The 22215-nt window shown below is 63.2% G+C and carries 26 protein-coding genes; 12 read left to right on the top strand and 14 right to left on the bottom strand.

Annotation, left to right across the window (positions count from 1 at the left end):
• Positions 1–63: 63 nt before the first annotated feature.
• The 3 genes from moaB to JQ863_RS17685 are packed head-to-tail and all read right to left on the bottom strand — an operon-like array spanning position 64 to position 2051.
• Positions 64–606 carry a molybdenum cofactor biosynthesis protein B gene (moaB, locus tag JQ863_RS17695; RefSeq protein ID WP_204115671.1) on the bottom strand — a complete coding sequence of 181 codons (543 nt, stop codon included), beginning with the start codon at positions 604–606 and terminating at the stop codon, positions 64–66.
• A gap of 30 nt (positions 607–636) precedes the next feature.
• Entirely contained in the window at positions 637–1251 is a 615-nt protein-coding gene (locus JQ863_RS17690) for a metallophosphoesterase family protein (RefSeq protein ID WP_204115670.1), read from the bottom strand.
• Positions 1251–2051, bottom strand: a complete 801-nt coding sequence (locus tag JQ863_RS17685) for a uracil-DNA glycosylase (protein WP_204115669.1) — start codon at positions 2049–2051, stop codon at positions 1251–1253. Before JQ863_RS17685 ends, JQ863_RS17690 begins: the two co-directional genes overlap by 1 nt.
• Before the next feature lie 175 nt (positions 2052–2226).
• On the opposite strand from JQ863_RS17685, the gene JQ863_RS17680 reads away from it, so the two are divergent.
• The 7 genes from JQ863_RS17680 (at position 2227) to JQ863_RS17650 (ending at position 7797) form a co-directional block, all read left to right on the top strand.
• A complete protein-coding gene (locus JQ863_RS17680) occupies positions 2227–3180 on the top strand; it encodes an aspartate carbamoyltransferase catalytic subunit (protein ID WP_204115668.1) in 954 nt (317 codons plus the stop codon).
• Between the two features lie 102 nt (positions 3181–3282).
• Entirely contained in the window at positions 3283–3837 is a 555-nt protein-coding gene (locus JQ863_RS17675; RefSeq protein WP_204115667.1) for a hypothetical protein, read from the top strand.
• The gene (locus tag JQ863_RS17670; protein WP_239113566.1) at positions 3834–4274 is read left to right on the top strand and encodes a hypothetical protein; all 441 of its coding nucleotides are present in this window, start codon (positions 3834–3836) and stop codon (positions 4272–4274) included. Before JQ863_RS17675 ends, JQ863_RS17670 begins: the two co-directional genes overlap by 4 nt.
• Positions 4271–4816, top strand: coding sequence for an aspartate carbamoyltransferase catalytic subunit (locus tag JQ863_RS17665; RefSeq protein WP_204115666.1), 546 nt, complete (start codon positions 4271–4273; stop codon positions 4814–4816). Before JQ863_RS17670 ends, JQ863_RS17665 begins: the two co-directional genes overlap by 4 nt.
• Positions 4817–4818: 2 nt before the next feature.
• Positions 4819–6126 (top strand): dihydroorotase, encoded by a 1308-nt coding sequence (gene pyrC / locus JQ863_RS17660; RefSeq protein WP_204115665.1) that lies wholly within the window; start codon positions 4819–4821, stop codon positions 6124–6126.
• 3 nt (positions 6127–6129) lie between these two features.
• Positions 6130–6738 carry a glycerol-3-phosphate 1-O-acyltransferase PlsY gene (gene plsY / locus JQ863_RS17655; protein ID WP_204115664.1) on the top strand — a complete coding sequence of 203 codons (609 nt, stop codon included), beginning with the start codon at positions 6130–6132 and terminating at the stop codon, positions 6736–6738.
• Positions 6739–7140: 402 nt separating this feature from the next.
• The gene (locus JQ863_RS17650) at positions 7141–7797 is read left to right on the top strand and encodes an ATP-grasp fold amidoligase family protein (protein WP_204115663.1); all 657 of its coding nucleotides are present in this window, start codon (positions 7141–7143) and stop codon (positions 7795–7797) included.
• 4 nt (positions 7798–7801) lie between these two features.
• On the opposite strand, the gene lfb1 is transcribed toward JQ863_RS17650, so the two are convergent.
• The 4 genes from lfb1 to JQ863_RS17630 all read right to left on the bottom strand — a co-directional run bounded on the left by lfb1 (position 7802) and on the right by JQ863_RS17630 (position 10889).
• The gene (gene lfb1, locus JQ863_RS17645; RefSeq protein ID WP_204115662.1) at positions 7802–8149 is read right to left on the bottom strand and encodes an LIC10280 family protein; all 348 of its coding nucleotides are present in this window, start codon (positions 8147–8149) and stop codon (positions 7802–7804) included.
• Between the two features lie 75 nt (positions 8150–8224).
• On the bottom strand, positions 8225–9595 hold the full coding sequence (locus JQ863_RS17640; RefSeq protein ID WP_204115661.1) for a glutamate--cysteine ligase: 1371 nt from the start codon (positions 9593–9595) through the stop codon (positions 8225–8227).
• 62 nt (positions 9596–9657) lie between these two features.
• Positions 9658–10167 carry a hypothetical protein gene (locus JQ863_RS17635; protein ID WP_204115660.1) on the bottom strand — a complete coding sequence of 170 codons (510 nt, stop codon included), beginning with the start codon at positions 10165–10167 and terminating at the stop codon, positions 9658–9660.
• On the bottom strand, positions 10164–10889 hold the full coding sequence (locus JQ863_RS17630) for a 16S rRNA (uracil(1498)-N(3))-methyltransferase (protein ID WP_204115659.1): 726 nt from the start codon (positions 10887–10889) through the stop codon (positions 10164–10166). The genes JQ863_RS17635 and JQ863_RS17630 overlap by 4 nt, the downstream gene beginning before the upstream one ends.
• 12 nt (positions 10890–10901) lie before the next feature.
• Between JQ863_RS17630 and ubiA the strand changes: the two genes are divergently transcribed.
• From ubiA to JQ863_RS17615, 3 genes are all read left to right on the top strand, one after another.
• Positions 10902–11867 carry a 4-hydroxybenzoate octaprenyltransferase gene (gene ubiA, locus JQ863_RS17625; protein WP_239113563.1) on the top strand — a complete coding sequence of 322 codons (966 nt, stop codon included), beginning with the start codon at positions 10902–10904 and terminating at the stop codon, positions 11865–11867.
• Between the two features lie 63 nt (positions 11868–11930).
• Positions 11931–14045, top strand: a complete 2115-nt coding sequence (locus tag JQ863_RS17620; protein ID WP_204115657.1) for an OmpA family protein — start codon at positions 11931–11933, stop codon at positions 14043–14045.
• Entirely contained in the window at positions 14032–14358 is a 327-nt protein-coding gene (locus tag JQ863_RS17615) for a hypothetical protein (protein WP_204115656.1), read from the top strand. Before JQ863_RS17620 ends, JQ863_RS17615 begins: the two co-directional genes overlap by 14 nt.
• 23 nt (positions 14359–14381) lie before the next feature.
• Here JQ863_RS17615 and JQ863_RS17610 read toward each other — a convergent pair whose 3' ends face one another.
• From JQ863_RS17610 to pgsA, 4 genes are read right to left on the bottom strand one after another with little or no spacing between them, the layout of a single operon-like run.
• Positions 14382–15581 carry a winged helix-turn-helix domain-containing protein gene (locus tag JQ863_RS17610; protein WP_338055538.1) on the bottom strand — a complete coding sequence of 400 codons (1200 nt, stop codon included), beginning with the start codon at positions 15579–15581 and terminating at the stop codon, positions 14382–14384.
• 35 nt (positions 15582–15616) lie between these two features.
• Positions 15617–16054: a molybdenum cofactor biosynthesis protein MoaE gene (locus tag JQ863_RS17605; protein ID WP_204115655.1), complete on the bottom strand. Its 438-nt coding sequence runs from the start codon at positions 16052–16054 to the stop codon at positions 15617–15619.
• A 3-nt stretch (positions 16055–16057) separates the two neighbouring features.
• Positions 16058–16303 carry a molybdopterin converting factor subunit 1 gene (gene moaD, locus JQ863_RS17600; protein WP_204115654.1) on the bottom strand — a complete coding sequence of 82 codons (246 nt, stop codon included), beginning with the start codon at positions 16301–16303 and terminating at the stop codon, positions 16058–16060.
• 3 nt (positions 16304–16306) lie between these two features.
• A complete protein-coding gene (gene pgsA / locus JQ863_RS17595) occupies positions 16307–16972 on the bottom strand; it encodes a CDP-diacylglycerol--glycerol-3-phosphate 3-phosphatidyltransferase (protein ID WP_204115653.1) in 666 nt (221 codons plus the stop codon).
• A gap of 145 nt (positions 16973–17117) precedes the next feature.
• On the opposite strand from pgsA, the gene JQ863_RS17590 reads away from it, so the two are divergent.
• Positions 17118–17447 carry a hypothetical protein gene (locus JQ863_RS17590; RefSeq protein WP_204115652.1) on the top strand — a complete coding sequence of 110 codons (330 nt, stop codon included), beginning with the start codon at positions 17118–17120 and terminating at the stop codon, positions 17445–17447.
• 45 nt (positions 17448–17492) lie between these two features.
• Positions 17493–18293 carry a class I SAM-dependent methyltransferase gene (locus JQ863_RS17585; protein WP_204115651.1) on the top strand — a complete coding sequence of 267 codons (801 nt, stop codon included), beginning with the start codon at positions 17493–17495 and terminating at the stop codon, positions 18291–18293.
• Between the two features lie 3 nt (positions 18294–18296).
• Here the strand turns inward: JQ863_RS17585 and uvrC are convergent, their stop codons facing one another.
• From uvrC to JQ863_RS17570, 3 genes are all read right to left on the bottom strand, one after another.
• Entirely contained in the window at positions 18297–20162 is a 1866-nt protein-coding gene (gene uvrC / locus JQ863_RS17580) for an excinuclease ABC subunit UvrC (RefSeq protein WP_204115650.1), read from the bottom strand.
• Positions 20163–20456: 294 nt separating this feature from the next.
• Positions 20457–21233, bottom strand: a complete 777-nt coding sequence (locus tag JQ863_RS17575) for an SDR family oxidoreductase (RefSeq protein WP_204115649.1) — start codon at positions 21231–21233, stop codon at positions 20457–20459.
• Between the two features lie 16 nt (positions 21234–21249).
• The gene (locus tag JQ863_RS17570; protein WP_204115648.1) at positions 21250–22212 is read right to left on the bottom strand and encodes a calcium/sodium antiporter; all 963 of its coding nucleotides are present in this window, start codon (positions 22210–22212) and stop codon (positions 21250–21252) included.
• Positions 22213–22215: the final 3 nt, after the last annotated feature.

Raw genomic sequence — 22215 nt, 5'->3', positions numbered from 1 at the left:
GCTACAATCTGCGCCCAACGCCAGAAAATTCAAAGGCATTCCCGCTTCAAACGTGCGTGACGATCATTTCCGTCGCAAATGTTCGTCCAGCCGCGGCATTATTTCGACGAAGTTGCACGGCGCATGGCGGTAGTCCAACTGGTGAACAAGGATTTCGTCCCAGGCATCCTTGCAGGCCCCCGTGCTGCCCGGCAGCGCAAACAGATAGGTTCCGCCCGCCACGCCCCCGGTGGCACGGCTCTGCACCGCCGAGGTGCCGATCTTCTGCATCGACACGATGGTGAACACGGTCCCGAAAGCGTCGATTTCCTTTTCATAGACATCCCGGTGGGCTTCGACAGTGACATCGCGCCCGGTCAACCCGGTGCCCCCGGTCGAGATCACAACATCCACCTCGGGGTCGGCGCACCACGCGCGCAGCTGATCGGCGATCAAATCACGCTCATCGGGCAGAATCTTGCGGTCGGCCAGTGTGTGGCCCGCATCCTCAAGACGTTTCACCAGCGTATCGCCGGATTTGTCCTGATCCAGCCCACGCGTGTCGCTGACGGTCAGGATGGCGATGCGGACGGGAATGAACGGGTTGTCGGGATTGATGCGGGACATGGGGACTTTCTGCGGAATATGGAATACAAGTCAGATGTTTACGCGACGACGGTCGAGATTGAACCAGTTGGGTCGCGGGCCAAGGTTGAAAACGGTCGTCGCGCCGATCTTGCCCTTCACGCCCCAGCAGTCATGCACATGACCGCAGACCGCCAGCTGCGGCTGGACACGCTCGATCGCGTCCCGGATCGCAGTGGACCCGACCGACTCGCCCCGCGAGGTGCGGTCCGCCAGCCCCTTGGGGGGTGAATGCAGAACAAGGATGTCGGCGCGGTCGCAATGATCCAGCATCGCGGCGGCCTCGTCCTCGGACATGTCGCAGGACCACGCGCCAAAAGGGGTCTCGGGGATGCCATAGCCAAGGCCGAACACGGTCAGCTTGCCCACCGTGACCCCGGCCCCGTGCAGCACCGTGGCCCCTGTCGGCGCGGCCTCGGCCAGTTCTCCGGCGCTTTCGGCATTGCCGGGGACAAGCACAAGCGGCGCTTCAATCCCGGACAGGGCCTGCATCGCCTCGTTAAGCCCTTGTCGGGCATTACAGAAATCCCCGGCCCCGATGACTAGGTCGGCCTTGGCGCTGGCCTCGGTGATCTGGCGCGCGACACGGGCAGACCCATGCATGTCGGAAAACGCCAGGATCCGCATCAGCCCTGCCCCAACCGGGCCTTGAGACTGAGCAGATCAGCCCAGGCCTGTCGCTTGGCATGGGGCTGGCGCAACAGATAGGCGGGGTGGAACATCGGCAGGGCGGGCTTGCCGAACGCCTCATGCCATTTGCCACGCAGACGGGTGATCCCGCGTGTTTCGATCGCCGCCTGACAGGATATGTTGCCCATCAGCACCAGCACCTCGGGCGCGACGATTTCGACATGGCGCTGCAGGAAAGGCACCATCATCTGGATCTCTTCCGGCTTCGGATCGCGGTTCTGCGGCGGGCGCCACGGCAGGACATTGGTGATATAGACCGACTGCGCCGACATCTGCGCGTCACGGCCCATGTCGATGGCCGCGAACATGCGGTCCAGAAGCTGCCCCGCCCTGCCGACAAAGGGCTTGCCCGCGCGGTCCTCGTCCCGGCCCGGCGCCTCGCCGATGACCATCACCCGCGCGGCCGGGTTGCCGTCGGAAAAGACAAGGCTGCGCGCGCCGTTTTTCAGGTCGCAATGCTCAAACCCCGCCATGGCCGCCCTGAGACCGTCAAGGTCGGTCGCGGCCTCGGCTGCTTTTCTGGCCTCGGCCACCGGGTCGACAGAGCGGGTCTGTACCACCGGCGCGGCCGTGGCCCCGGCACTGGCAGCCCGCCGGGGCTTTGGGCCTGTGTCCGGCAGGTCATACCTGTTCACCGGCACATCAAGGATCGCCTCGGTCACGCCAAGTTCAACCTGCCATTCCAGCAGGGCACGCGCCGCGTGATAGTCGAGGTGAGTGTCGAGACCCGATTCCATGAACCAGAGATTATGCGCAGGTGGAAGCGGGGGAAAGGGGCGCTGCCCCATCGTTTGAAAATGCGGAGATTTTCAAACTCCCCCCGAGGTATTTTCCAGCAAGAGGAAGCGGCGGCTTGTGTGTGTGGGCGCGTGTTTCTATAAGCGGCTGAGTTTGGATGCGAAGGAGCGCGGCATGGCTTTTCGGCGGAAACACCTTCTGGGGATCGAGCCGCTGCACCCGTCCGAGATCACCGCCATACTTGACCTTGCCGACCAGTATGTCGACCTGAACCGGCGCGACGTGAAACACGCAGACGCGCTGCGCGGGCTGACGCAGGTCAACATGTTCTTTGAAAACTCGACCCGCACGCAGGCCAGTTTCGAACTGGCCGGGAAACGGCTGGGCGCGGATGTGATGAACATGGCGATGCAGGCCAGTTCGATCAAAAAGGGCGAGACGCTGATCGACACCGCGATGACGCTGAATGCGATGCATCCCGATCTTCTGGTCGTGCGCCACCCGCATTCCGGCGCCGTCGATCTTCTGGCGCAGAAGGTGAATTGCGCGGTCCTGAATGCCGGTGACGGGCGGCATGAACACCCGACGCAGGCCTTGCTGGACGCGCTGACGATCCGCCGCGCCAAGGGCCGGCTGCACCGGCTGAACATCGCGATCTGCGGCGATGTCGCGCATTCCCGCGTAGCGCGGTCAAACCTGATCCTGCTGGGCAAGATGGAAAACCGCATCCGCCTGATCGGGCCGCCGACACTGGTCCCGGCGCAATTCGCCGAGTTTGGGGCAGAGGTCTACGAGGACATGCGCGAAGGGCTGCGCGATGTCGACGTGGTGATGATGCTGCGGCTTCAGAAGGAACGCATGGATGGCGGGTTCATCCCCTCGGAACGCGAGTATTACCACCGCTATGGGCTGGACGCCGAGAAGCTGGCTTTCGCCAAGCCCGACGCCATCGTTATGCATCCCGGCCCGATGAACCGCGGGGTCGAGATTGACGGCGAGATTGCCGACGACATCAACCGGTCCGTCATCCAGGAGCAGGTCGAGATGGGGGTTGCGGTCCGCATGGCCGCGATGGACCTACTGGCGCGCAACCTGCGCGCGGCGCGGGCCGAACCGGTGGAGGCCTGAGCCCATGGAAGACCCCAAGGACCCGCGCGCATCCGGCATGGTGGCCATGGTAGCCCTGATCGTGCTGTTTGCCATTGTCGGGCTGATGGTCTGGGTGGCGGGATGACCGGGGCGCTGGCGGTATCGGAACACGAGACCGGGCGCGTCCGGGTCTTTGGGTTCGAACCGCGCCCGGGTGAGGTTGAATTCCTGAAAACCGAAGACCGGGTCGACGGTGCGGCGGTGGCGCATCTTTTTGGTGTGGCTGCGCTGGATGGCGGTCACGTCGACCTGTTCCGCATGTCCGAAATCGCCGACCTGGGCCTTGCCGGTTTTCTAATCGACGGTGCCGGAGTGCCCGAGGACCAGGTCGCGCCCCACGCCCCGGCGCTGGATCAGGCGCAGGGCGTGGTGATCGTGCTTTACTCCCGCGCCTTCGGCGGCACCGCCACGCAGCTGGTCCCGGACCCGCGCCTGATGCTGCTTGGGGATTTTCAACAGGCCAAGGCCGACTTCAGCTTCGACCCCCTGCCCAGCGCGGCCACCGTCGGGTCAGTGTCGCGCGCCGGGGAAACACGCACGCCTGCAAACCCGCACCTGACCCTGATTGCCGCTCTGGTTGCCTTGCCAGTGGTGGCGCTGATCGTTGGGGCGATCCTGTGGGGAGTATTGCGATGAGCGATCATATGCAACCGACCTCGCCGCTTTCCGAGGGCGAAGAGGTTCTGACCAGTTTCCGCGCCGACCGCGCCACCTATGTCCGGGCCAACACCTGGCTTGCCGCCGGCGCAATGGCCGCCGGCATGATCGTCCTGTGGCTTCTTGGGAACCCCTATGTCTGGACCGGCGCGGTGGGCGGGCTTCTGGCTGTGGCGGTCCGCACCTTCTACCTGATGTCCGAGGAACTGTCGGTGCGCTGGGACCTGACCAACCAGCGCCTCCTTGGGCCGCAGACCCGCGCGATCCGGCTGTCCGAGGTCAAGGCGCTGAACACGCTGGGGTCGATGGTGCAGGTGGTGACTCTGGCTGGCGACAAGCACCTTATCAAATACCAGGCCAACCCCGCGGACACCATCGCCCGGATCAACGCGGCCTGCGCCGGGGGTGCGACATGAGCGATCCGTGGCAGGGTCTCCTTGATCCCGGCGAGACGATCCTGTGGCAGGGCCGCCCGGAGCCCGGCATCAGCTGTGGCGCGGGGAATATCATGACCTCTGCCTTTGGACTGGTCTTTGCCGGGTTCGCTCTGTTCTGGATGATCATGGCGTCGCGGGCGGGCGGGTTCTTCTGGATGTTCGGGCTGATCCATTTCTCGGTCGGGATCGGCCTTGCCTTCGGGCCGTTTCTGTTCGGTGCCTATCGCCGCCGCCACACCTGGTACACGCTGACCGATCGGCGCGGCTTTGTGGCCACCGATCTGCCGGTGGTGGGCAAGCGGCTGAAGTCCTATCCGATCGACGCCGGAACGGTGATCGATTTCCTGCCCGGCCCGCCGCCCTCGATCCATTTCGCCGAAGAATTCCGGCGCACGAAGAACGGGCGCCGCCGCGTGCCTGTCGGGTTTGAACGGATCGCGGATGGCACGGAGGTTTACAAATTGATGCGCGGGATACAGACCGGGGGCACGGCCCCATCCGCCGCGGAAACGGAAGAATGACGATGACCACGATTTTCACCAATGCCCGCCTGATCGACCCCGACGCCGGGTCAGAGAGTTACGGAACCCTTGTGGCATCGGACGGCCTGATTAACGAAATCTTACCGCAAGTCATTGAAATTGCTGACTTGTTTCGCGCGCGAAACGTGACGGCGGATCAGGTCGAGGTCGTCGATTGTCATGGCAAATGCCTTGCGCCGGGGATTGTCGACATCGGCGTGAAGGTTTGCGAACCCGGTGAGCGCCACAAGGAAAGCTTTCGCTCGGCGGGACTGGCGGCGGCGGCCGGAGGGGTGACGACCATGGTCACCCGCCCTGACACGCTGCCCGCGATCGACACGCCAGAGGCGCTTGAGTTTGTCGCCCGCCGCGCCAATGCCGCCGCGCCGGTGAATGTTCTGCCGATGGCCGCCCTGACCAAAGGCCGCGAGGGGCGCGAGATGACCGAGATTGGCTTCCTGATGGATGCCGGTGCCGTGGCCTTTACCGATTGCGACCACGTCATCGCCAATACCAAAGTCTTCAGCCGCGCCCTGACCTATGCCCGCGCGCTGGGGGCGCTGGTGATTGCCCATCCGCAGGAACCGGGCCTTTCTGCCGGGGCCGCGGCGACCTCGGGCAAGTTTGCTGCTTTGCGTGGGTTGCCCACAGTCAGCCCTATGGCCGAGCGTATGGGGCTGGACCGTGACATCGCCCTTCTTGAAATGACCGGCGCCGCCTATCACGCCGACCAGATCACCACCGCCCGCGCCCTGCCCGCGCTGAAACGGGCCAAGAAGAACGGGCTTGATATCACCGCCGGCACCTCGATTCACCACCTGACGCTGAACGAACTGGACGTGGCCGACTATCGCACCTTCTTCAAGATCAAGCCGCCCCTGCGATCCGAGGACGACCGGCTGGCCACGGTCGAGGCCGTGCGCTCTGGCCTGATCGACATCATCAGTTCGATGCACACGCCGCAGGACGAGGAAAGCAAGCGCCTGCCCTTTGAAGAAGCCGCCAGCGGCGCGGTGGCGCTGGAAACCTTCCTGCCCGCCGCCATGCGCCTTGTGCACGCCGGTCACCTCACCCTGCCCGAACTGTTCCGAGCCATCGCGCTGAACCCGGCAAAGCGGCTGGGGTTGAACAGCGGGCGTCTGACAACCGGCGCGCCCGCCGACCTGGTATTGTTCGACCCCGACGCGCCCTTTGTGCTGGACCGCGCCACTCTGCACTCGAAATCCAAGAACACGCCGTTTGACGGGCAGCGCATGGAAGGTAAGGTGCTGGCAACCTATGTCGCTGGCACCCCCGTCTATCGGAGATGATTGATGCCCCCCGTTGAAACCTCGGTCACGCTGCTTCTGGTCTGGGCGGCCATTGGCTATCTGCTTGGGTCGATCCCATTTGGCATGGTGCTGGCCCGCGTCATGGGTCTTGGCAACCTGCGCGAGATCGGGTCCGGCAATATCGGCGCCACCAATGTGCTGCGCACTGGCAACAAGAAGGCGGCGGCGGCAACGCTGGTGCTGGACGGGGCCAAGGGCGCCGTCGCGGTGCTGCTGGCCCGGGCCATGACCGGAGAAGACGCGGCACAGCTTGCCGGGCTGATGGCTTTTCTCGGCCATTGTTATCCGGTCTGGCTGGGGTTCAAGGGCGGCAAGGGGGTCGCCACCTTCCTTGGCCTGATGCTGGCGCTGGCCTGGCCGGTGGGCATCGCCTGCTGCCTGACCTGGCTGGCCACCGCCGCGGTCAGCAGGATCTCGTCCCTCAGCGCGCTTGTCGCCGCGGCCAGTTCGACCTTCTGGATGCTGTTCCTCGATCAGGGCGGCGCGTTTTTTCTGGGGATCGTCCTGACGCTGACGGTGTTCTGGCGCCACCGGGAAAACATCCGCCGCCTGCGGGCAGGGACCGAGCCAAAGATCGGCAAGAAAGCCTAAATTGCAAGCAACCTCATAGGAAACCATTTCATCGTTTCGTCCGAAGATAAGGCTGGGCCAGTGTCAGGTCCGATTTCTCAGGCAGAGCGTCGCGGCATCCGGCGGGAAGCGCGTCGCGTCCTGGCGCATGTTCTCGACAATGGGTTGCTTGGCTCAAGCGGGCCGCCTCCGATAGGCACATTGCGCGGCATCGACGTGATGGGCAAAGACGAAATCGCCCAAAAGCTGAGCCGCGCCCTCATCATTGCCCGAAGCGGACGCGGCGTGACTCCCGACTTGCTTCGGCCCAGGACGTTCTTTGAGAAACTGGTGTTGGCAAAATTGTTTGCGCCTGTCCCCATGCCCTCGCCTGCGGACAAGTTGGCAGTCGGGGCATACATTCCGTGCGCTTGGCGCGAACAGGTGACAACGATACCGGTCAAATGGGCCAGCCGTGATCCGCAATTGTCCGACGCGCTGAACAATGCGCCAATCCCGTCCGGCCGCTATTGGTTGAAATCAAACTGCGGCTCGGGCGGAAACATACCCGTAGAGCTTCCTGCCGACCGCGAGAAACTTGAATGGCTTGAGATGAAGGCAGGCAAGTGGTTGAATTTTGAACATGGCGTCAAGTCCGGGGAGTGGTGGTATTCGTTGATCGGCAAACAGGTTTTTCTGGAAACCGACATGACCCCAACAGGTGGCAGCGCACTGACGGACTGGAAGTTCTTTACCGGCCGTGGCCGTGTTCTGGCGGTTCAGGTCGATCTCGACCGAAGCACACAGCACCGGCAATTGATGTTTGATCGGAATTTCAACTTTCTGCCGCACGAGATGTTCTTTCCAACCGGCGCTCCGATTGACCCGCCGGACATGTTTGAAACCATGCGGTCGGTGGCTGAGGCCATTGCCCAGCCCTTCGAATTCGCCCGCGTCGACCTTTATGAAACCGACAACCGCCTTTACCTGGGCGAAATCACCCTGGCTCCGATGGGCGGCGTGCGCCTGCCCCGCTCGGCGCAGCTGGATGAGATGATGGGGGCGGCGTGGGTCAGCCCGTTCTTCGAAGGTCTTTGCTAACGGCTCACGGGATCAGTCGTTCCAGTGCCGCGCCGTTGGCCCATGTGCCGTGCAGTTCTCCGCTTGGCATGCGGACATAGACCACCGGGTATGTGTCACCCCAATTGACGATGATGACATCGCCATTTCGCTCGCCCGTGCCCTGATAGGACTGCCCCGCGATACTCCAGGTCATGGCGACGGCCCCGCCGCGTTCGGTGATCTGGACGGTGCCGGAATAGGCTGTGCCATCCGGGTTGCGGCCTTCGGCGCGATAGCTTCCACTGATGGATTGGGCCAGTGCCGGGCCAGCGAGCGCCAGCGCGACAAGGCCACCAGTCAGGATGCGGCGGGTCATGGAACGGACGGGCATGGCGACCTCCGGGGCAATGGATCAGGATAGCCTATCCTGCCCCGTCAGGGTGTCCGTCGTCACGGGATTTGTCGGTTAATAGCTGAAACCGCTGTAAATCCGGGTCAGATCGCCATTCCAGTCGCCGTTGTAATGCTCAAGTAGTTCATCTGCCGGGACCTTGCCGCTTTCGATGCTTTCCTTCAGCGCGTTCAGGAAATGGGTCTCGTCCGGCAGCAGACCGCCAGCACCCTGACGCGCGCGGGCTTTCAACCCGGCCTCGGAGATCGCCAGAACCTCGCGGGCGAGGTCATGCATGTTGATGCCGCCGACCTGCGCCTGCAATGCCTGCTCGGATGCCGCGACCCGCAGACCTTCCCGCGTTTCGGCATCCCAGCCCTTGGCCAGATCCCAGGCCGCATCGAGCGACGACTGGTCATACATCAGCCCGACCCAGAAGGCGGGCAGTGCGCACAGGCGGCGCCACGGGCCGCCATCGGCGCCGCGCATCTCCATGTATTTCTTGATCCGCGCCTCGGGGAAGATCGTGGTCAGGTGATCGGCCCAATCGCTGAGCGTCGGGGTCTCGCCGGGCAGAGCCGGCAGTTCGCCCTTCATGAAGTCGCGGAACGACATGCCCAGCGCGTTGATATACTTGCCGTCGCGATAGACGAAATACATCGGCACATCGAGCGCGTATTGCACATAGGATTCAAACCCGAACCCCTCGTCGAAGACAAAAGGCAACATGCCGGTGCGGGCATCATCCAAACTGCGCCAGACCCGGCTGCGCCAGGATTTGTGGCCGTTGGGCTTGCCGTCGATGAAGGGTGAATTGGCAAACAGCGCGGTTGCAACCGGTTGCAGCGCCAGTGCCACGCGCAGCTTCTGGACCATGTCGGCCTCGGACGCGAAATCAAGGTTCACCTGAACCGTACACGTGCGGCGCATCATGGTCGTGCCGGTGGTGCCGACCTCTTGCATGTAGCTGTCCATCAGCTTGTAGCGGCCCTTGGGCATCAGCGGCATGTCCTCGTGCCGCCAGATCGGGGCCGCGCCCAGCCCGATGAAGCCGACACCGATCTTGTCAGCGATATCCTTCACATCCGCCAGATGGTGGTTCACTTCGTCACAGGTCTGGTGGATATTCTCAAGCGGTGCGCCCGAAAGCTCTAGCTGCCCGCCCGGTTCGAGAGAGATATTGGCGCCGTCTTTTTCCAGCCCGATCAGGTTGCCGCCCTCTTCGATCGGCGCCCAGCCATGGCCGTCGCGCAAGCCTTTCAGCACAGCAAGGATCGAGCGTTCGCCCTCATAGGGCAGCGGCTTCAGGCTGTCTTTGCAGTAACCGAACTTCTCATGCTCGGTGCCGATGCGCCATGTCTCGCGCGGTTTGCAACCGGATTCCAGATACTCGGCCAGTTGCGACTGGTGTTCGATCGGGCCGCCGCCGGATTGGGGGATGGACATGATGCGCCTCGTCTCGTCGTGTTCGCAGGTCCGGCCAGTGGTGCGCGGAAAGCGGGGGGGTGTCAATGCAGGCGGGGAATATCCTTTTGCCAGATCACGACAGGGTGATCCGCGCCGCCGTTCAGTTGGGTCAGCATGAATTCGGTCCTGAGACCGGGCAGCGTGGCAAAAGCGTCAAACAGCGCCTCGGCCCCAGTCGCATTGACCGGGATCTGCAGGTCGGGCTGCTGCGGCTGTCGGATCAGCCACGCCTTGGGCCGCGATGTCGGATCGAGCGAGACCAGCGTGACCTCGCGCAGGTCAACCGCGCCGCCGTTGAGCGGGCCGAAATAGGTCACGCGCCCCTCGTCCACCTGCACCACGCCCGGCCCGGCCTGATCGCTGCGAAACCGGGCGCGCTGCCATCCGATGAAGGCCAGCACAACGCCCGCCAGCAAGACCACGCCACCGACGATCTGCAAAAGGCCGAACCCCGAGAGCCACATGGCCCCCAACGCCATCACGGGCAGCGCCGCCAGCACCTCGCGCCAGCGCCACAGGGCGGCGCGCGCCTCGGGACGGATAAAGCTCATCCCCAATCCCCCAAGGCCTGCTGCCACAGCGTCATCGCCGCCACCGCCGCCGTATCGGCGCGCAGGATGCGCGGGCCGAGGCTGACGACATGGGTGAAGGGCAGGTTGTGCAATTTGGTGCGTTCGCGATCGGAAAAGCCACCTTCGGGGCCGATCAGGATCGCCCAGGGGCCAGTTTCTTGCGCGGCGAGCTTCTTTGCACTGCCAACCTCGGCCTCATCACAGAACATCAACTGTCGGCCCTCGGGCCAGCCCTCCAGCAGGGCCTCCAGCTTCTGCATCTCGCAGACTTCGGGCACATATGTTCCGCCGCATTGTTCCGCCGCCTCGACCGCGTGGGCCTGCAACCGGTCCTGCCGGATACGTTCGGAATTGGTGAAGTCGGTCTGCACCGGCATGATCCGCGCCGCGCCCATCTCGGCCGCCTTCTCGACGATGAAATCGGTGCGCGCCTTCTTGATCGGCGCGAAGATCAGCCACAGGTCCGGGGGCATCTGCAAAGGTTTGGTCAGATCGACACAGGCCAGCACGCCGCCGCGCTTGCCCGCCTCGGCGATCTCGGCGCGCCATTCACCATCCCGACCATTGAACAGCGCCACGACGTCGCCCACCGCAAGCCGCATCACCCCAAAGAGGTAATGCGCCTGCTCGCGCGACAGAGGAACCGATTGCCCTTGCCCCAGCGGGTGATCTACATAAAGCCTGACTTTTGCGTCCTTCATGGAGACCTACATATGACCGGCCAGCCCTCAACGCCAGAGCCAGAAGGACAGGTTTCCGACGCGGTGCGCGGCAATTGGGTCGATCATACCGCGCCCGCATGGTCGCGCCCCTACCTGCGCCTTTCGCGCGCAGACCGGCCGATCGGGACTTGGCTGCTCTTGTTGCCCTGCTGGATGGGCCTTCTGCTGGCGATGTTGTCGGACAACCGCGCCACGTGGCAGGACCTGTGGATCGCAGTGGGCTGCGCGGCGGGCGCGTTCCTGATGCGCGGTGCGGGCTGCACGTGGAACGACATCACCGACCGCGACTTTGACGCCAAGGTCGAACGCACGCGCTCGCGGCCCATCCCATCGGGTCAGGTCAGTGTCAAGGGTGCAGCGGCCTGGATGGGGCTTCAGGCGCTGATCGCCTGCGGCATCCTGCTGACCTTCAACACCAGCGCGATCCTACTCGGCGTGCTGTCGCTGCTGCCGGTTGCTATCTATCCCTTTGCCAAACGGTTTACGTGGTGGCCGCAGGTCTTTCTTGGCATCGCCTTCAACTGGGGCGCGTTGCTGGCGTGGACGGCGCATACCGGGTCGCTGGGTGTGCCTGCGGTTGTTCTCTATCTGGCCGGGATTTCATGGACGCTGTTTTATGACACGATCTATGCCCATCAGGACACCGAGGATGACGCGCTGATCGGGGTAAAATCCACGGCTCGCCTCTTTGCCGAGAAAACCGGGCAGTGGCTGCAGGGCTTCCTGATCGCAACCGTCGCGCTGATGGGGATCGCTGTCGTTCTGGCGGCAATCGGGCGGTCGCCCCTGTCGCTGGTGATTGCACTGGGCGGGGTCTGGGCGATGGGGTGGCACATGCAGTGGCAGCTGCGCCAGCTGGACACGGAGGACAACGACCGCCTGTTGATGCTGTTTCGGGCCAACCGCGATACGGGCCTTATTCCTCTGCTGTTTTTCGCCGGTGCCCTGTTCCTTTGATTGCATGGGCCAAGCGCGCGTCGTATCAACATCGCCAACAAACAATGACAAGACCTTGACCGGATGCGCCTTTCCTCACTTCTGACCCTGTTCGCGACCTTTGCCGTCGCCGCCATCCTCAGCCTCGTCGCGGCCAGCCTTTCGGCGGACCTGATCGAGAACACGTCGCAGGAAAGTGTCGAGATCGCGCTGCACAAGGAGGGGCTGGACTGGACCGAGGTCCATGCCGAAGGGTTGCAGGTCTTTGTTACCGGCGTCGCCCCCACCGAGGCCGCGCGCTTCAAGGCGATCTCGGTTGCCGGGGGGGTCGTCGATGCGGCCCGCGTGATCGACAACATGCAGGTCGAGGCCACCGCCGCCATCGCGCCGCCGCGCTTTTCGGTGGAAATGCTGCGCAACGAGGCCGGAATTTCGCTGATCGGGCTGATGCCCGAGGCGTCAAACCGCGAGGACGTGGTCAAACGCATCATCAAGCTGGCCGGGGACGCGCCGGTTACCGACCTTCTGGAAACCGCCGCCTATACCCCGCCGGCCGGCTGGACCGGGGCGCTGGATTACGGGCTGTTCGCGCTGGACCTGCTGCCGAAATCGAAGATCTCGGTCGAGGCCGACAGGGTCACGATCCGCGCCATGACGGACAGCCTTGAACACCGGGTCGAGACCGAGGGGCGCCTGACGCGCCGCGCGCCCGGCAACCTGCGGCTTGTTCTGGACCTGCAAGCGCCGCGCCCGGTCATCACACCTTTCACGCTGCGCTTCCTGATCGACGAGGCCGGGCCGCGCTTCGATGCCTGCTCTGCCGACAGCGACAAGGCCCGCACCCGCATTCTGACCGCTGCGCGCAAGGCCGGGGTTCCCGGCAGAGCGGATTGCACGATCGGTCTGGGCGTCCCCACCCCGCGCTGGGCCGAGGCGGTGGAACTGGCAATTGCCGGGCTGACCGAACTTGGCAGCGGGACGGTGACCTTCTCGGATGCCGATATCACGCTGAACGCGGCAATGGGCACGGATCAGGCGCTGTTCGACAAGGTCGTGGGCGGCCTTGAAAACCGCCTGCCCGAAGTCTTTGCCCTGCATGCCACCCTGCCCGCCCCGCCCGAGGGCAACGAGGCCGGTGTCCCGGAATTCGTCGCCACGCTCAGCCCGGAAGGGCTGGTGCAGCTGCGCGGTCGCCTGCGCGAGGAACTGACCCGCGCGACGACACTGTCCTATGCCCATGCCCGTTTTGGCAGCGAGGCCGTCCATATGGCGGCGCGGCTGGATGACACGCTGCCTGCGAACTGGTCGTTGCGGGTAGCCGCCGGGCTGGATGCGCTGGCCCAGTTGCACAATGGCGTCCTGACAGTCACACCGGACATGGTCACCCTGCGCGGCATTTCAAACCGCCCCGACGCCAACGACGATATAAGCCGTATCCTGGCCGAGAAGCTGGACCAGTCAGACCGCTTCCAGATGGATGTGACTTATAACGAGGCGCTGGACCCGATTGCGCAGCTTCCCAAACCCGAGGATTGCGTTGCGGACATCCAAACCATCCTGAAGGAACGCAAGCTGACGTTCGAACCGGGGTCCGGCACGCTGGATGCCAGCGCCGCCGAGATTCTGGACGACATTGCCGCCGTGCTGCGCGACTGCGTCGAGGTGCGGATCGAGATCCAGGGCTATACCGACAGCCAGGGCCGCGAAGAGATGAACCTGGCTTTGAGCCAGACCCGCGCCACCGCCGTTCTGAACGCGCTGCATGACCGCCGCATCCTGACCTCGGGTTTTGTCGCCAAGGGGTATGGTGAAGACAACCCGATTGCCGACAACGACACCGAGGAAGGCCGCGAGGCAAACCGCCGGATCGAATTTGTCCTGATCGACGGAGAGACCGACGACGCAACCGAAGAATCCACCGAAACCGGGGCGGAGTCGGGGGGGGAATCGTCACAATCCGAAGAAACGAAGGTTGATACGCCCAACGAATCAGGCGATGACGCTGGAAACGAGGCAGGCTCGGGCGATCAGGGCGCGGGGGACGAAGGTTCCAGCGACCAAGGTTCCGGTGACGGGGGTTCGGGCGACGATGGCAGCGGCGACGCGGCCGATGCGGAGTCGGGCGCAGAACCGGACGCAGACAATAACGCCGAAAACGGCGAGGCAGGACAGGAGGCTGGTACAAATGACCAGAATTGAATTCATTATCACGGCGGCCGTGATCCTGTTCGTGGCCTTTTGCATGGGCTGGTTCGCCAACTGGCTGGTGCATCGCTTTACCCGGGTCGCGCAATCCGATGTCGATCAGCTTGAGCGCATGAGCCAGGAACTGCACGAGGCCGAGGAAACCCGCGATCAGGCGATCACCTATCTGCAGCAGCGCGAAGCGGAATTGACCAACCAGCTGACCCAAACCGAGGCGGAACTGTCAGCGGCGATGGAAGGTCTGCGCGAAGCCCGGCACGAGGCCGAAGAACTGCGCGCCTATGTCGAGCGCACGAACCAGGGCTGACGATGACTGGCCCTGACTGTCAGTCAGGCCGCGATCTCGGGCTGAGCGCCACACATCCAGACGATTTCGGGACAACCGACAAAACGTGACATGCGCTGCAATTCTGCAGCCAGCTTGTCCGCGCGTGCGCCAGTCCATTTGATGCCGGGTTCGGCCCACAGACGCTGAACACGCAGTTCGTTGGCCTTTCTGTCGGCCTTCACCTCGATGCGGCCAACCATGCGGTCGCCTTCCAGGATCGGATAGACATAGTACCCGAAACGCCGCTTTGACGCGGGAACAAAGACCTCGATCCGGTAGTCAAAACCGAACAACCGCAGCAGGCGGGCGCGGTCGCGGATGACCGGATCAAACGGGTTCAGAATACGCAGCCGCGATGTCGGCGCGCGAAGGTCGGCCAGACGCTGTTCGATGTCCGGCGGGGCATATGCGCGATACCAGGTCTTGTCCGCACCCTGATACCTGACCTCGACCAACCCGGCCCCGGCAAGGGCCAGCCAGCTTTTCACCTCGTTGGCATTTGCGATGTCCCAGAACCGCTGAATTTCGCCGGCTGATCCGAAGGCCAGCCGGTCCAGCGCCGCGCAGTGCAGGAAATCCAGTTGATCCTGTTCCGGCACTTCGAGATCCCGCACCGTTTCGGGGATCACCCGGTCTGTCAGATCGTAGAATTTGACAAAATTCTCGCGGTGGGACGTCGTCAGTTCGCCGCAATGCCACATGTAGTCCAGCGCCAGCTTGTGCGGCGGGCGCTGCCACATGTGTTTTCGTTCCTTGATACGGGTGTCGAACGCATGGGACGACAGCGGCCCCTCTCGCGCGATCCGGTCACGGATTTCGGCGCGGCCCCTGGCGTCCGGCAGCCCTTTCAGCCATCCGGCCCGGTCCATCTTTTCCCGCATCCGGCGGAACTGCCGTGTCCAATAAGGAAAGACCTCGATCGGCATCAGGCAGGCGTCATGGCTGAAGTGCTCGAACACAGCGCGGTCTTCGGCGTGCAGCTTGTGCAACATCGGCTCACGGTAGTTCTGGTTGCGGGACCAGAGGATATGGTCATGCGCCCGCGCCACCACGCGGATCGTATCAAGCTGCAAAACCCCAAGCCGGTCCACGATATCGCGCAGGTTCACGGGGCCGGTCGGTGTCGTGGAAAGACCCTGGGACTCGAGCCAAAGCCAGCGGGCTTGGCGGTTGGTGATCTCTAGCTGTGTCATGTCCTGCATCGCCTCGCGGCGAACGTAACAGGGTCAGTTCCAAGTTACCACCGGGTCAGGGCGTCCTCGTCCTCGTCCTTGGCGGCGACCCAGGCGCTGCCGTCGGCGGTGAATTCCTGCTTCCAGAACGGGGCGCGGGATTTGAGGTAGTCCATCAGGTATTCAGCGGCCTCGAACGCGTCCTTGCGATGCGGCGCGGCGGTGGCGACCATCATAATCATCTCACCCGGTTTCATCGCGCCGAAACGGTGGATGACCAAGACATCGCCCAGCGACCAGCGTTCCCGTGCTTCGCCCGCGATCTTTTCCAGCGCCTTTTCGGTCATGCCGGGGTAATGCTCGATCTCCATCCGGTCGAGCCCGCCATCACCCCGAACGATGCCGGTGAATGTGACAACCGCGCCCATATCGTGATGCCCGGCGGCAAACTCTCCGGCTTCGGCGCCGAAATCGAACGGGTCGGACTGGACGACGATCCGCATGACCTAGCCGCCTGTCATTGGCGGAAAAAACGCGACCTCACGCGCACCGGCCAGCGGCGCGTCGAAATCGGCGAGATCCTGATCGATCGCCACACGCAGCGCGGTCAGATCGGCGAAGGCGGCCTGATACCGTTCCTCGCGGTTGCGCAGTTCCTCGACCAGTTCCATGACCGTGGTGGCCGATGTCTCGACCCGCTCTTTCGGCAGACCGATGCGTTCGCGCACCCATGCGAAATAGAGGACATCCATGGCCTACCCCTTCAGATACGGCAGCGATTTGCGGAAGTAATCGATACCCGTGATCAGCGTCAGCACGGCAGCAACCCACAACAGCACCAGCCCGATCCGCCCGGACCAGATCATGCCGTCATATTTCCACAGGATACCGTGCAAATCCTCGGTCTCGCCCGCCATGATCGACTGGAACAGCGCCTGATCCATGCCAAGGACCGACATGCCGAGGTAATGCTCGAACACGCCCTGTCCGAACAGCACGGCAATCGCCACCATCTGCGTCGCGGTTTTCCACTTGGCCAGCTTGGTCACCTTGAGCGTGCCGGCGACATCGCCCAGAAACTCGCGCAGCCCGCTGACAAAGACCTCGCGGAACAGGATCACGGTGGCGGGCAGCACCAGCCACGGCGTCCAGTGTTCCGCCGAGTATCCGACGATCACCATCAGCGCGATCACCACCATTGCCTTGTCCGCGATCGGGTCGATCATCGCGCCCATCTTGGTTTCCTGCTTCCACAGCCGCGCAAGGTAGCCGTCGAACCAGTCGGTCACCGCGGCCAGCAGGAACAGGCACAGCGCGAACCAGTCGGCATAGGGGCGCGTGAAGTAAAGGAACATGACCGCCACCATCGGCGCGGCCAGCAATCGGAGGATCGAAAGGATGTTGGGGATATTCCAGACCATGACGCTTAACTAATGCGTTTCCGGCGCAGTGGGAAGCGTCGAAAATGCCCCGCCCCCCGGAACGCGGCAATCTGTGCTAAACTGATTGTGCCGGTCCCATTTTCCGGGCCCGGCGAGAACCGAGCCTGCGAGGAAAGGAGACCACATGAAACCTGTTGTTCTGCTTGTCGGCAAACTCCGTCGCGTGATCGACGATATCCCGCGCCAGCTGGACCATTTGCCGGTCAACTGGCTGGGCGCGCATGACCACGCCGAGGTGATGCGGCAGCTGGATACCGAGCCAGGGATCGCCTGTGTGGTGATCGGCGGGTCGTTGCCGGATGATATCCGTGGCGATCTTGTCAGCCTGATCGCCACGCGGCGGCCTGATATCTGTATTCACGTGAAAGACCGTGCCTCGGGACCGGATGCGATGGCGGCGTTTGTCGAAAAGGTCGTGCGCATGCAATTCGGAAAGGAACGCGCATCGGCCTGACGGCAAAGCGCCATTTTGAATGACGCATTGATATTTGAGGTGATTATGGCCGACCCGTTTCAGGACCCCGATGCAGCGGGGCCCGAGTTCATCAAGCTGTTTGCCGACTCGATGGAGGTCCGGCAATCCGATCCGGTGATGGAGGCGGTTGTCGCCGACTACCTGTCCAAGCTGACATTTGCCCCGGATGGTCTGACTGTTGAGACCGGGGCGGGCGCCGGGGCGGTCACCCGCAGGATCGCCGCCCATGCCGCGCCCGCGCGGGTTCTGGGGTATGATCCGTCGACCGGCTTTGTCGCCGAGGCGCGGGACCGGGCCGCGGGGATCGACAACCTGGCCTTCGAAGTGGCGGACGGTGCGCAGCTGCCCCTGCCAGACGCCTGCGCCGACCATGTGATCATGCACACGGTCCTGACCCATGTGCCTGACCCGGCGGCGCTGATCTCCGAAGCGCAACGTGTATTGAAACCCGGTGGTCATCTGGTGATTTGCGACGTCGATTTCTCGAAAGCCTCGCTTGCCAGTTTCGCCAATGACCCGCTTGACGCCTGCGCGCGAGAGTTTGTGCGGGTCTTTGTCACCGACCCGTTTGTTGTCGGAAAACTGGGCCGGTTGATCGACGGTGCGGGACTGACCCAGGTTGAATTCACGGTGCAAAGCCGGGTGGTCTCCAGCACATCGCAAATGCTGCCGTGGGTCGATCTTGTGGCCAATGGGATGCAGGCAAACGGGGACATCAGCCCCGAGTTCGCCGCTGCCCTGATCGCGGAACACAACCGGCGGCTGGCTGCGGGCACGCTTTATGGCTATCAGGCCATCGCGACGGCCATTGCCCGCAGGGATTAGGCCCTAGCCCTTTTCGTGGAAGAAATCGTAAATGGTTTCCGCCAATGTCCCCGAGATTCCATCGACCGCCTTGAGATCGGCAAGGTTGGCGCGGCTGACCGCCTTGGCCGAGCCGAAATGCGCCAGAAGCGCGCGTTTGCGGGTCGCGCCGACACCCGGCACGTCATCGAGCGGGGTCGCGCCGACGGCCTTTGACCGCTTGGCGCGGTGGGTGCCGATGGCGAAACGGTGCGCCTCGTCCCGGAGGCGCTGGATGAAGTATAAGACCGGGTCGTTGCGGCGCAGGGCGAAAGGCATCTTGCCAACCCGGTGGAACTCTTCCTTGCCGTGGTCGCGGTCGACGCCCTTGGCGACACCGACCATGGGGATGTCCTCGACCCCGTATTCGGCCATGATTTCCGCCACCGCACTGACCTGCCCGGCACCGCCGTCGATCAGCAGCAGGTCGGGCCACATGCCGTTTTCCCGATCCGGGTCTTCCTTGATCAGGCGTTTGAAGCGGCGGGACAGGACCTCTTTCATCATGCCGAAATCGTCGCCCGGTGTCAGGTCGACACCCTTGATGTTGAACTTGCGATAGGCGTTCTTCATGAACCCGTCCGGCCCGGCGACAATCATCGCGCCAACCGCGTGAGCCCCTTGGATGTGGCTGTTGTCATAGACCTCGATCCGCTGAGGCGGGGCGTCGAGGTCGAACGCCTCGGCGATGCCGCGCAGCAGTTTGGCCTGCGTCGCGGTTTCCGACATTTTGCGGGCGAGGCTTTCGCGGGCGTTGCGGGTGGCGCTGATGACCAGTTCCGCCTTCTCGCCGCGCTGGGGCACAAGAATATCGACCCGTTTTCCCAGCTTCTGGGTCAGCGCCTCGGCCATAAGGTCGGCGTTTTCGATGGCATGGGACAGGATCAGCTGACGGGGCGGATCCTTGGTGTCGTAGAACTGGCCGATGAAAGCCTCAAGCACCTCTGCGGCCTCGATATCGGCCCCGACGCGCGGGTAATAGTCGCGGTTGCCCCAGTTCTGGTTGGCGCGGATGAAAAAGACCTGCACACAGGCCTGCCCGTTTTCCAGATGCAGCCCGATCACGTCGGCCTCTCGCACGCCGCGCGGGTTGATGCCCTGCGCGGTCTGCACCGATGTCAGCGCCTTGATGCGGTCGCGCAGCGCGGCGGCGCGTTCAAATTCCATGGCGTCGGACGCCTGCTGCATCTCGATTGCAAGGCTTTCCTGCACCTGGGTCGAGCGCCCGGACAGGAAGCGTTCGGCATCAGCCACCGACGCGGCATAGTCGGCTTCCGAGATCAGACCCACGCATGGGGCCGAGCAACGCTTGATCTGATAGAGAAGGCAGGGACGCGTGCGGCTTTCGAACTGCGCGTCCGAGCAGTTGCGCAGCAGGAATGCCTTTTGCAACTGGTTCAGCGTCCGGTTCACCGCGCCGGCGCTGGCGAAGGGGCCGTAATAGGCGCCCTTTTCCTTCTTGGCGCCGCGATGCTTCTTGATCTGGGGAAAGGCGTGTTCGGCGCTGACGAGGATGTTGGGAAAGCTCTTGTCGTCGCGCAGCAGGACGTTGTAGCGCGGTTTCAGCTGCTTGATCAGGTTCTGTTCAAGCAGAAGCGCCTCGGTCTCGGTCTTGGTGGTGAGGAACATCATCGACGCGGTTTCCGAGATCATCCTCGAAATGCGGGCCGAATGCCCCTGCGGACGGGCATAGTTCGACACCCGCGCCCGCAGGTTTCGCGCCTTGCCGACATAGAGAACCCGCGCCTGCGCATCCAGCATCCGATAGACGCCGGGGGAGCCGTCAAGGGTCTTGAGATAGGCGTGGATGCGGGCATGGCCCGTCTGGGGCGTGGCGTCAGAACTGGTCATATTGACGAGATATGATTCTTTCCCCCTCGCTGCAATCTTCGCGCGTCTCACGCAAGGGTAAAGACATCCACGAAAGCTGTGGATAACTCTATGGACAAACTTCGACGAATTGGAAATTTCGCTTGTTTTCGGCGGGTTTCGTTACTTTGCCTATTTTTTGAGCAGGTTTTTAACTCGTTGTTTTTAAACAGTATTATTTTGTGCGCCACGCAAATTATTGAAAACATTAGTGTTTTTGTAACACTTTTGTAACTGCACTGCCCCCAGTGCAAAACTTGCAAACCGAAGTCAGGTTTACTCTACCCCCACTACGTCCGGGGTCTGCCAGGACAGGTGTTGCCCGCCGTCGATGCAGACCATCTGACCGGTCACCGCCGGGGCGTCCAGCAGGTAGCCCAGCGCCGCCGTGATGTCATCCGGCCCAGCCCCCCGGCCCAGCACGGTTGCGGCGCGTTGGGCGGCAAACTGTTCGGCTGTCTGGCGGTGACCGGGCAAAGTGGGACCGGGTCCGATGGCATTGACACGCAGATGCGGAGCCAGTCCCTGTGCGGCGGTCCGGGTCAGCGCCCAAAGTCCCATCTTTGCAATCGTATAGGTCGAGAACTCAGGCGTAAGGCGGTGGACCCGCTGGTCGATCATGTTGACGATCAGCCCCGCGGCGACGGGTTCGCCATTCTCGTCCGGTGTCGCGGTCAGCCCCTGTGCCGCCATCGCCTGGGTCAAAACGTAGGGCGCGCGCAGGTTGCTTTCGATATGGCGGTCCCACGATCTGCGCGTCGCGGTTTTCAGCGTGTCATGCTCGAAGATCGAGGCGTTGTTGACCAGGCAGGTAATCGGCCCACCCAGCGCGTCGCTGGCACGCGGCAACAGGCCCTGCGCATCGCCTTCGGACAAGAGGTCGGCCTGCACTGTGACCGCGCGCCGCCCCAGCGCCCGGATGTCCTGTGCGACGGCTTCGGCATCTGCTTCGGAGGTCGCATAATGCACGGCGACATCATGGCCGCGCCGCGCAAGATAAAGCGCCATCGCGCGGCCAAGGCGCTTGCCCGCACCGGTCACCATTGCGCGCATCGGGATCTCCTTGTTGTCAGCTCAACACGACAACAACATAGAGGATATACAGCGCGGTCAAGGCCAGCCCCCACAAACGGTTGATGTCCCTGCCGAAGAATACAAACGGCACGATCAGGATCGACGCGCCCAGCATGACCCACAGGTCAAAGACCAGGAATTCATACGGCACGGGGATCGGGCCAACGAAGGTGGCGACACCGATGATGGCCAGAAGGTTGAACATGTTCGAGCCGATGACATTGCCCAGCGCCACATCCGCCTGACGACGCAGCGCGGCCATCATCGTGGTGGCAAGCTCTGGCAGTGAGGTGCCCAGCGCGACAAGGGTCAGGCCGATCACCGCCTCGCTGACACCATAGGAGAGCGCGATGATCTCGGCGTTTTCGACAAGGAGTTCGGCACCAAGGGGCAGACCGGCAAGGCCAAGGATCAGGAAGACGATGATCTGCCACCAGGGCATGTCCGGGTCGGCGCCTTCGATCTCGTCCGGGTTCTCGGTCGCACCAGCAGGGTTTGCGCAGGCTTTGCGATGGGCATGGGCGTCGCGCACTGAATCCGCCAGCACCAGGCCAAGACCAATCAGCAGGAATATCCCGCTGCGCCACGTATAGATGCCATCCATTGACAGGGCGATGAACAGCAAGGTCGCAAAGACCATGTACACATAGGTCTTGCGGCTGTCGCAATGGCTTGTGTGCAGGGTGGAGAAGATCGCCGGCAGGCCCAGAACAAGCAGGATATTGGCGGTGTTGGACCCGACCACGTTGCCGATGGCGATGCCCGGCGCGTTATCCAGGATGGCCTGGATCGAGATCAGAAGTTCCGGCGCCGACGTCCCGAAGGCGACGATTGTCAGGCTGACGATCAGCGCGGGCACCCCGAGGCGCAGCGACAGATTGACCGCGCCGCGCACCAGCGCGTCACCGGCCAGCAGCAGGATCACAAGGCCAAGGCCAACAAGAAACCAAGACATCATCGT

It is taken from the genome of Shimia biformata (assembly GCF_016888515.1).
Classification (GTDB): domain Bacteria; phylum Pseudomonadota; class Alphaproteobacteria; order Rhodobacterales; family Rhodobacteraceae; genus Shimia_A; species Shimia_A biformata.
Note: the sequence above shows the minus strand (reverse complement) of the source record. Positions and strands in the feature narration are given on the sequence as shown.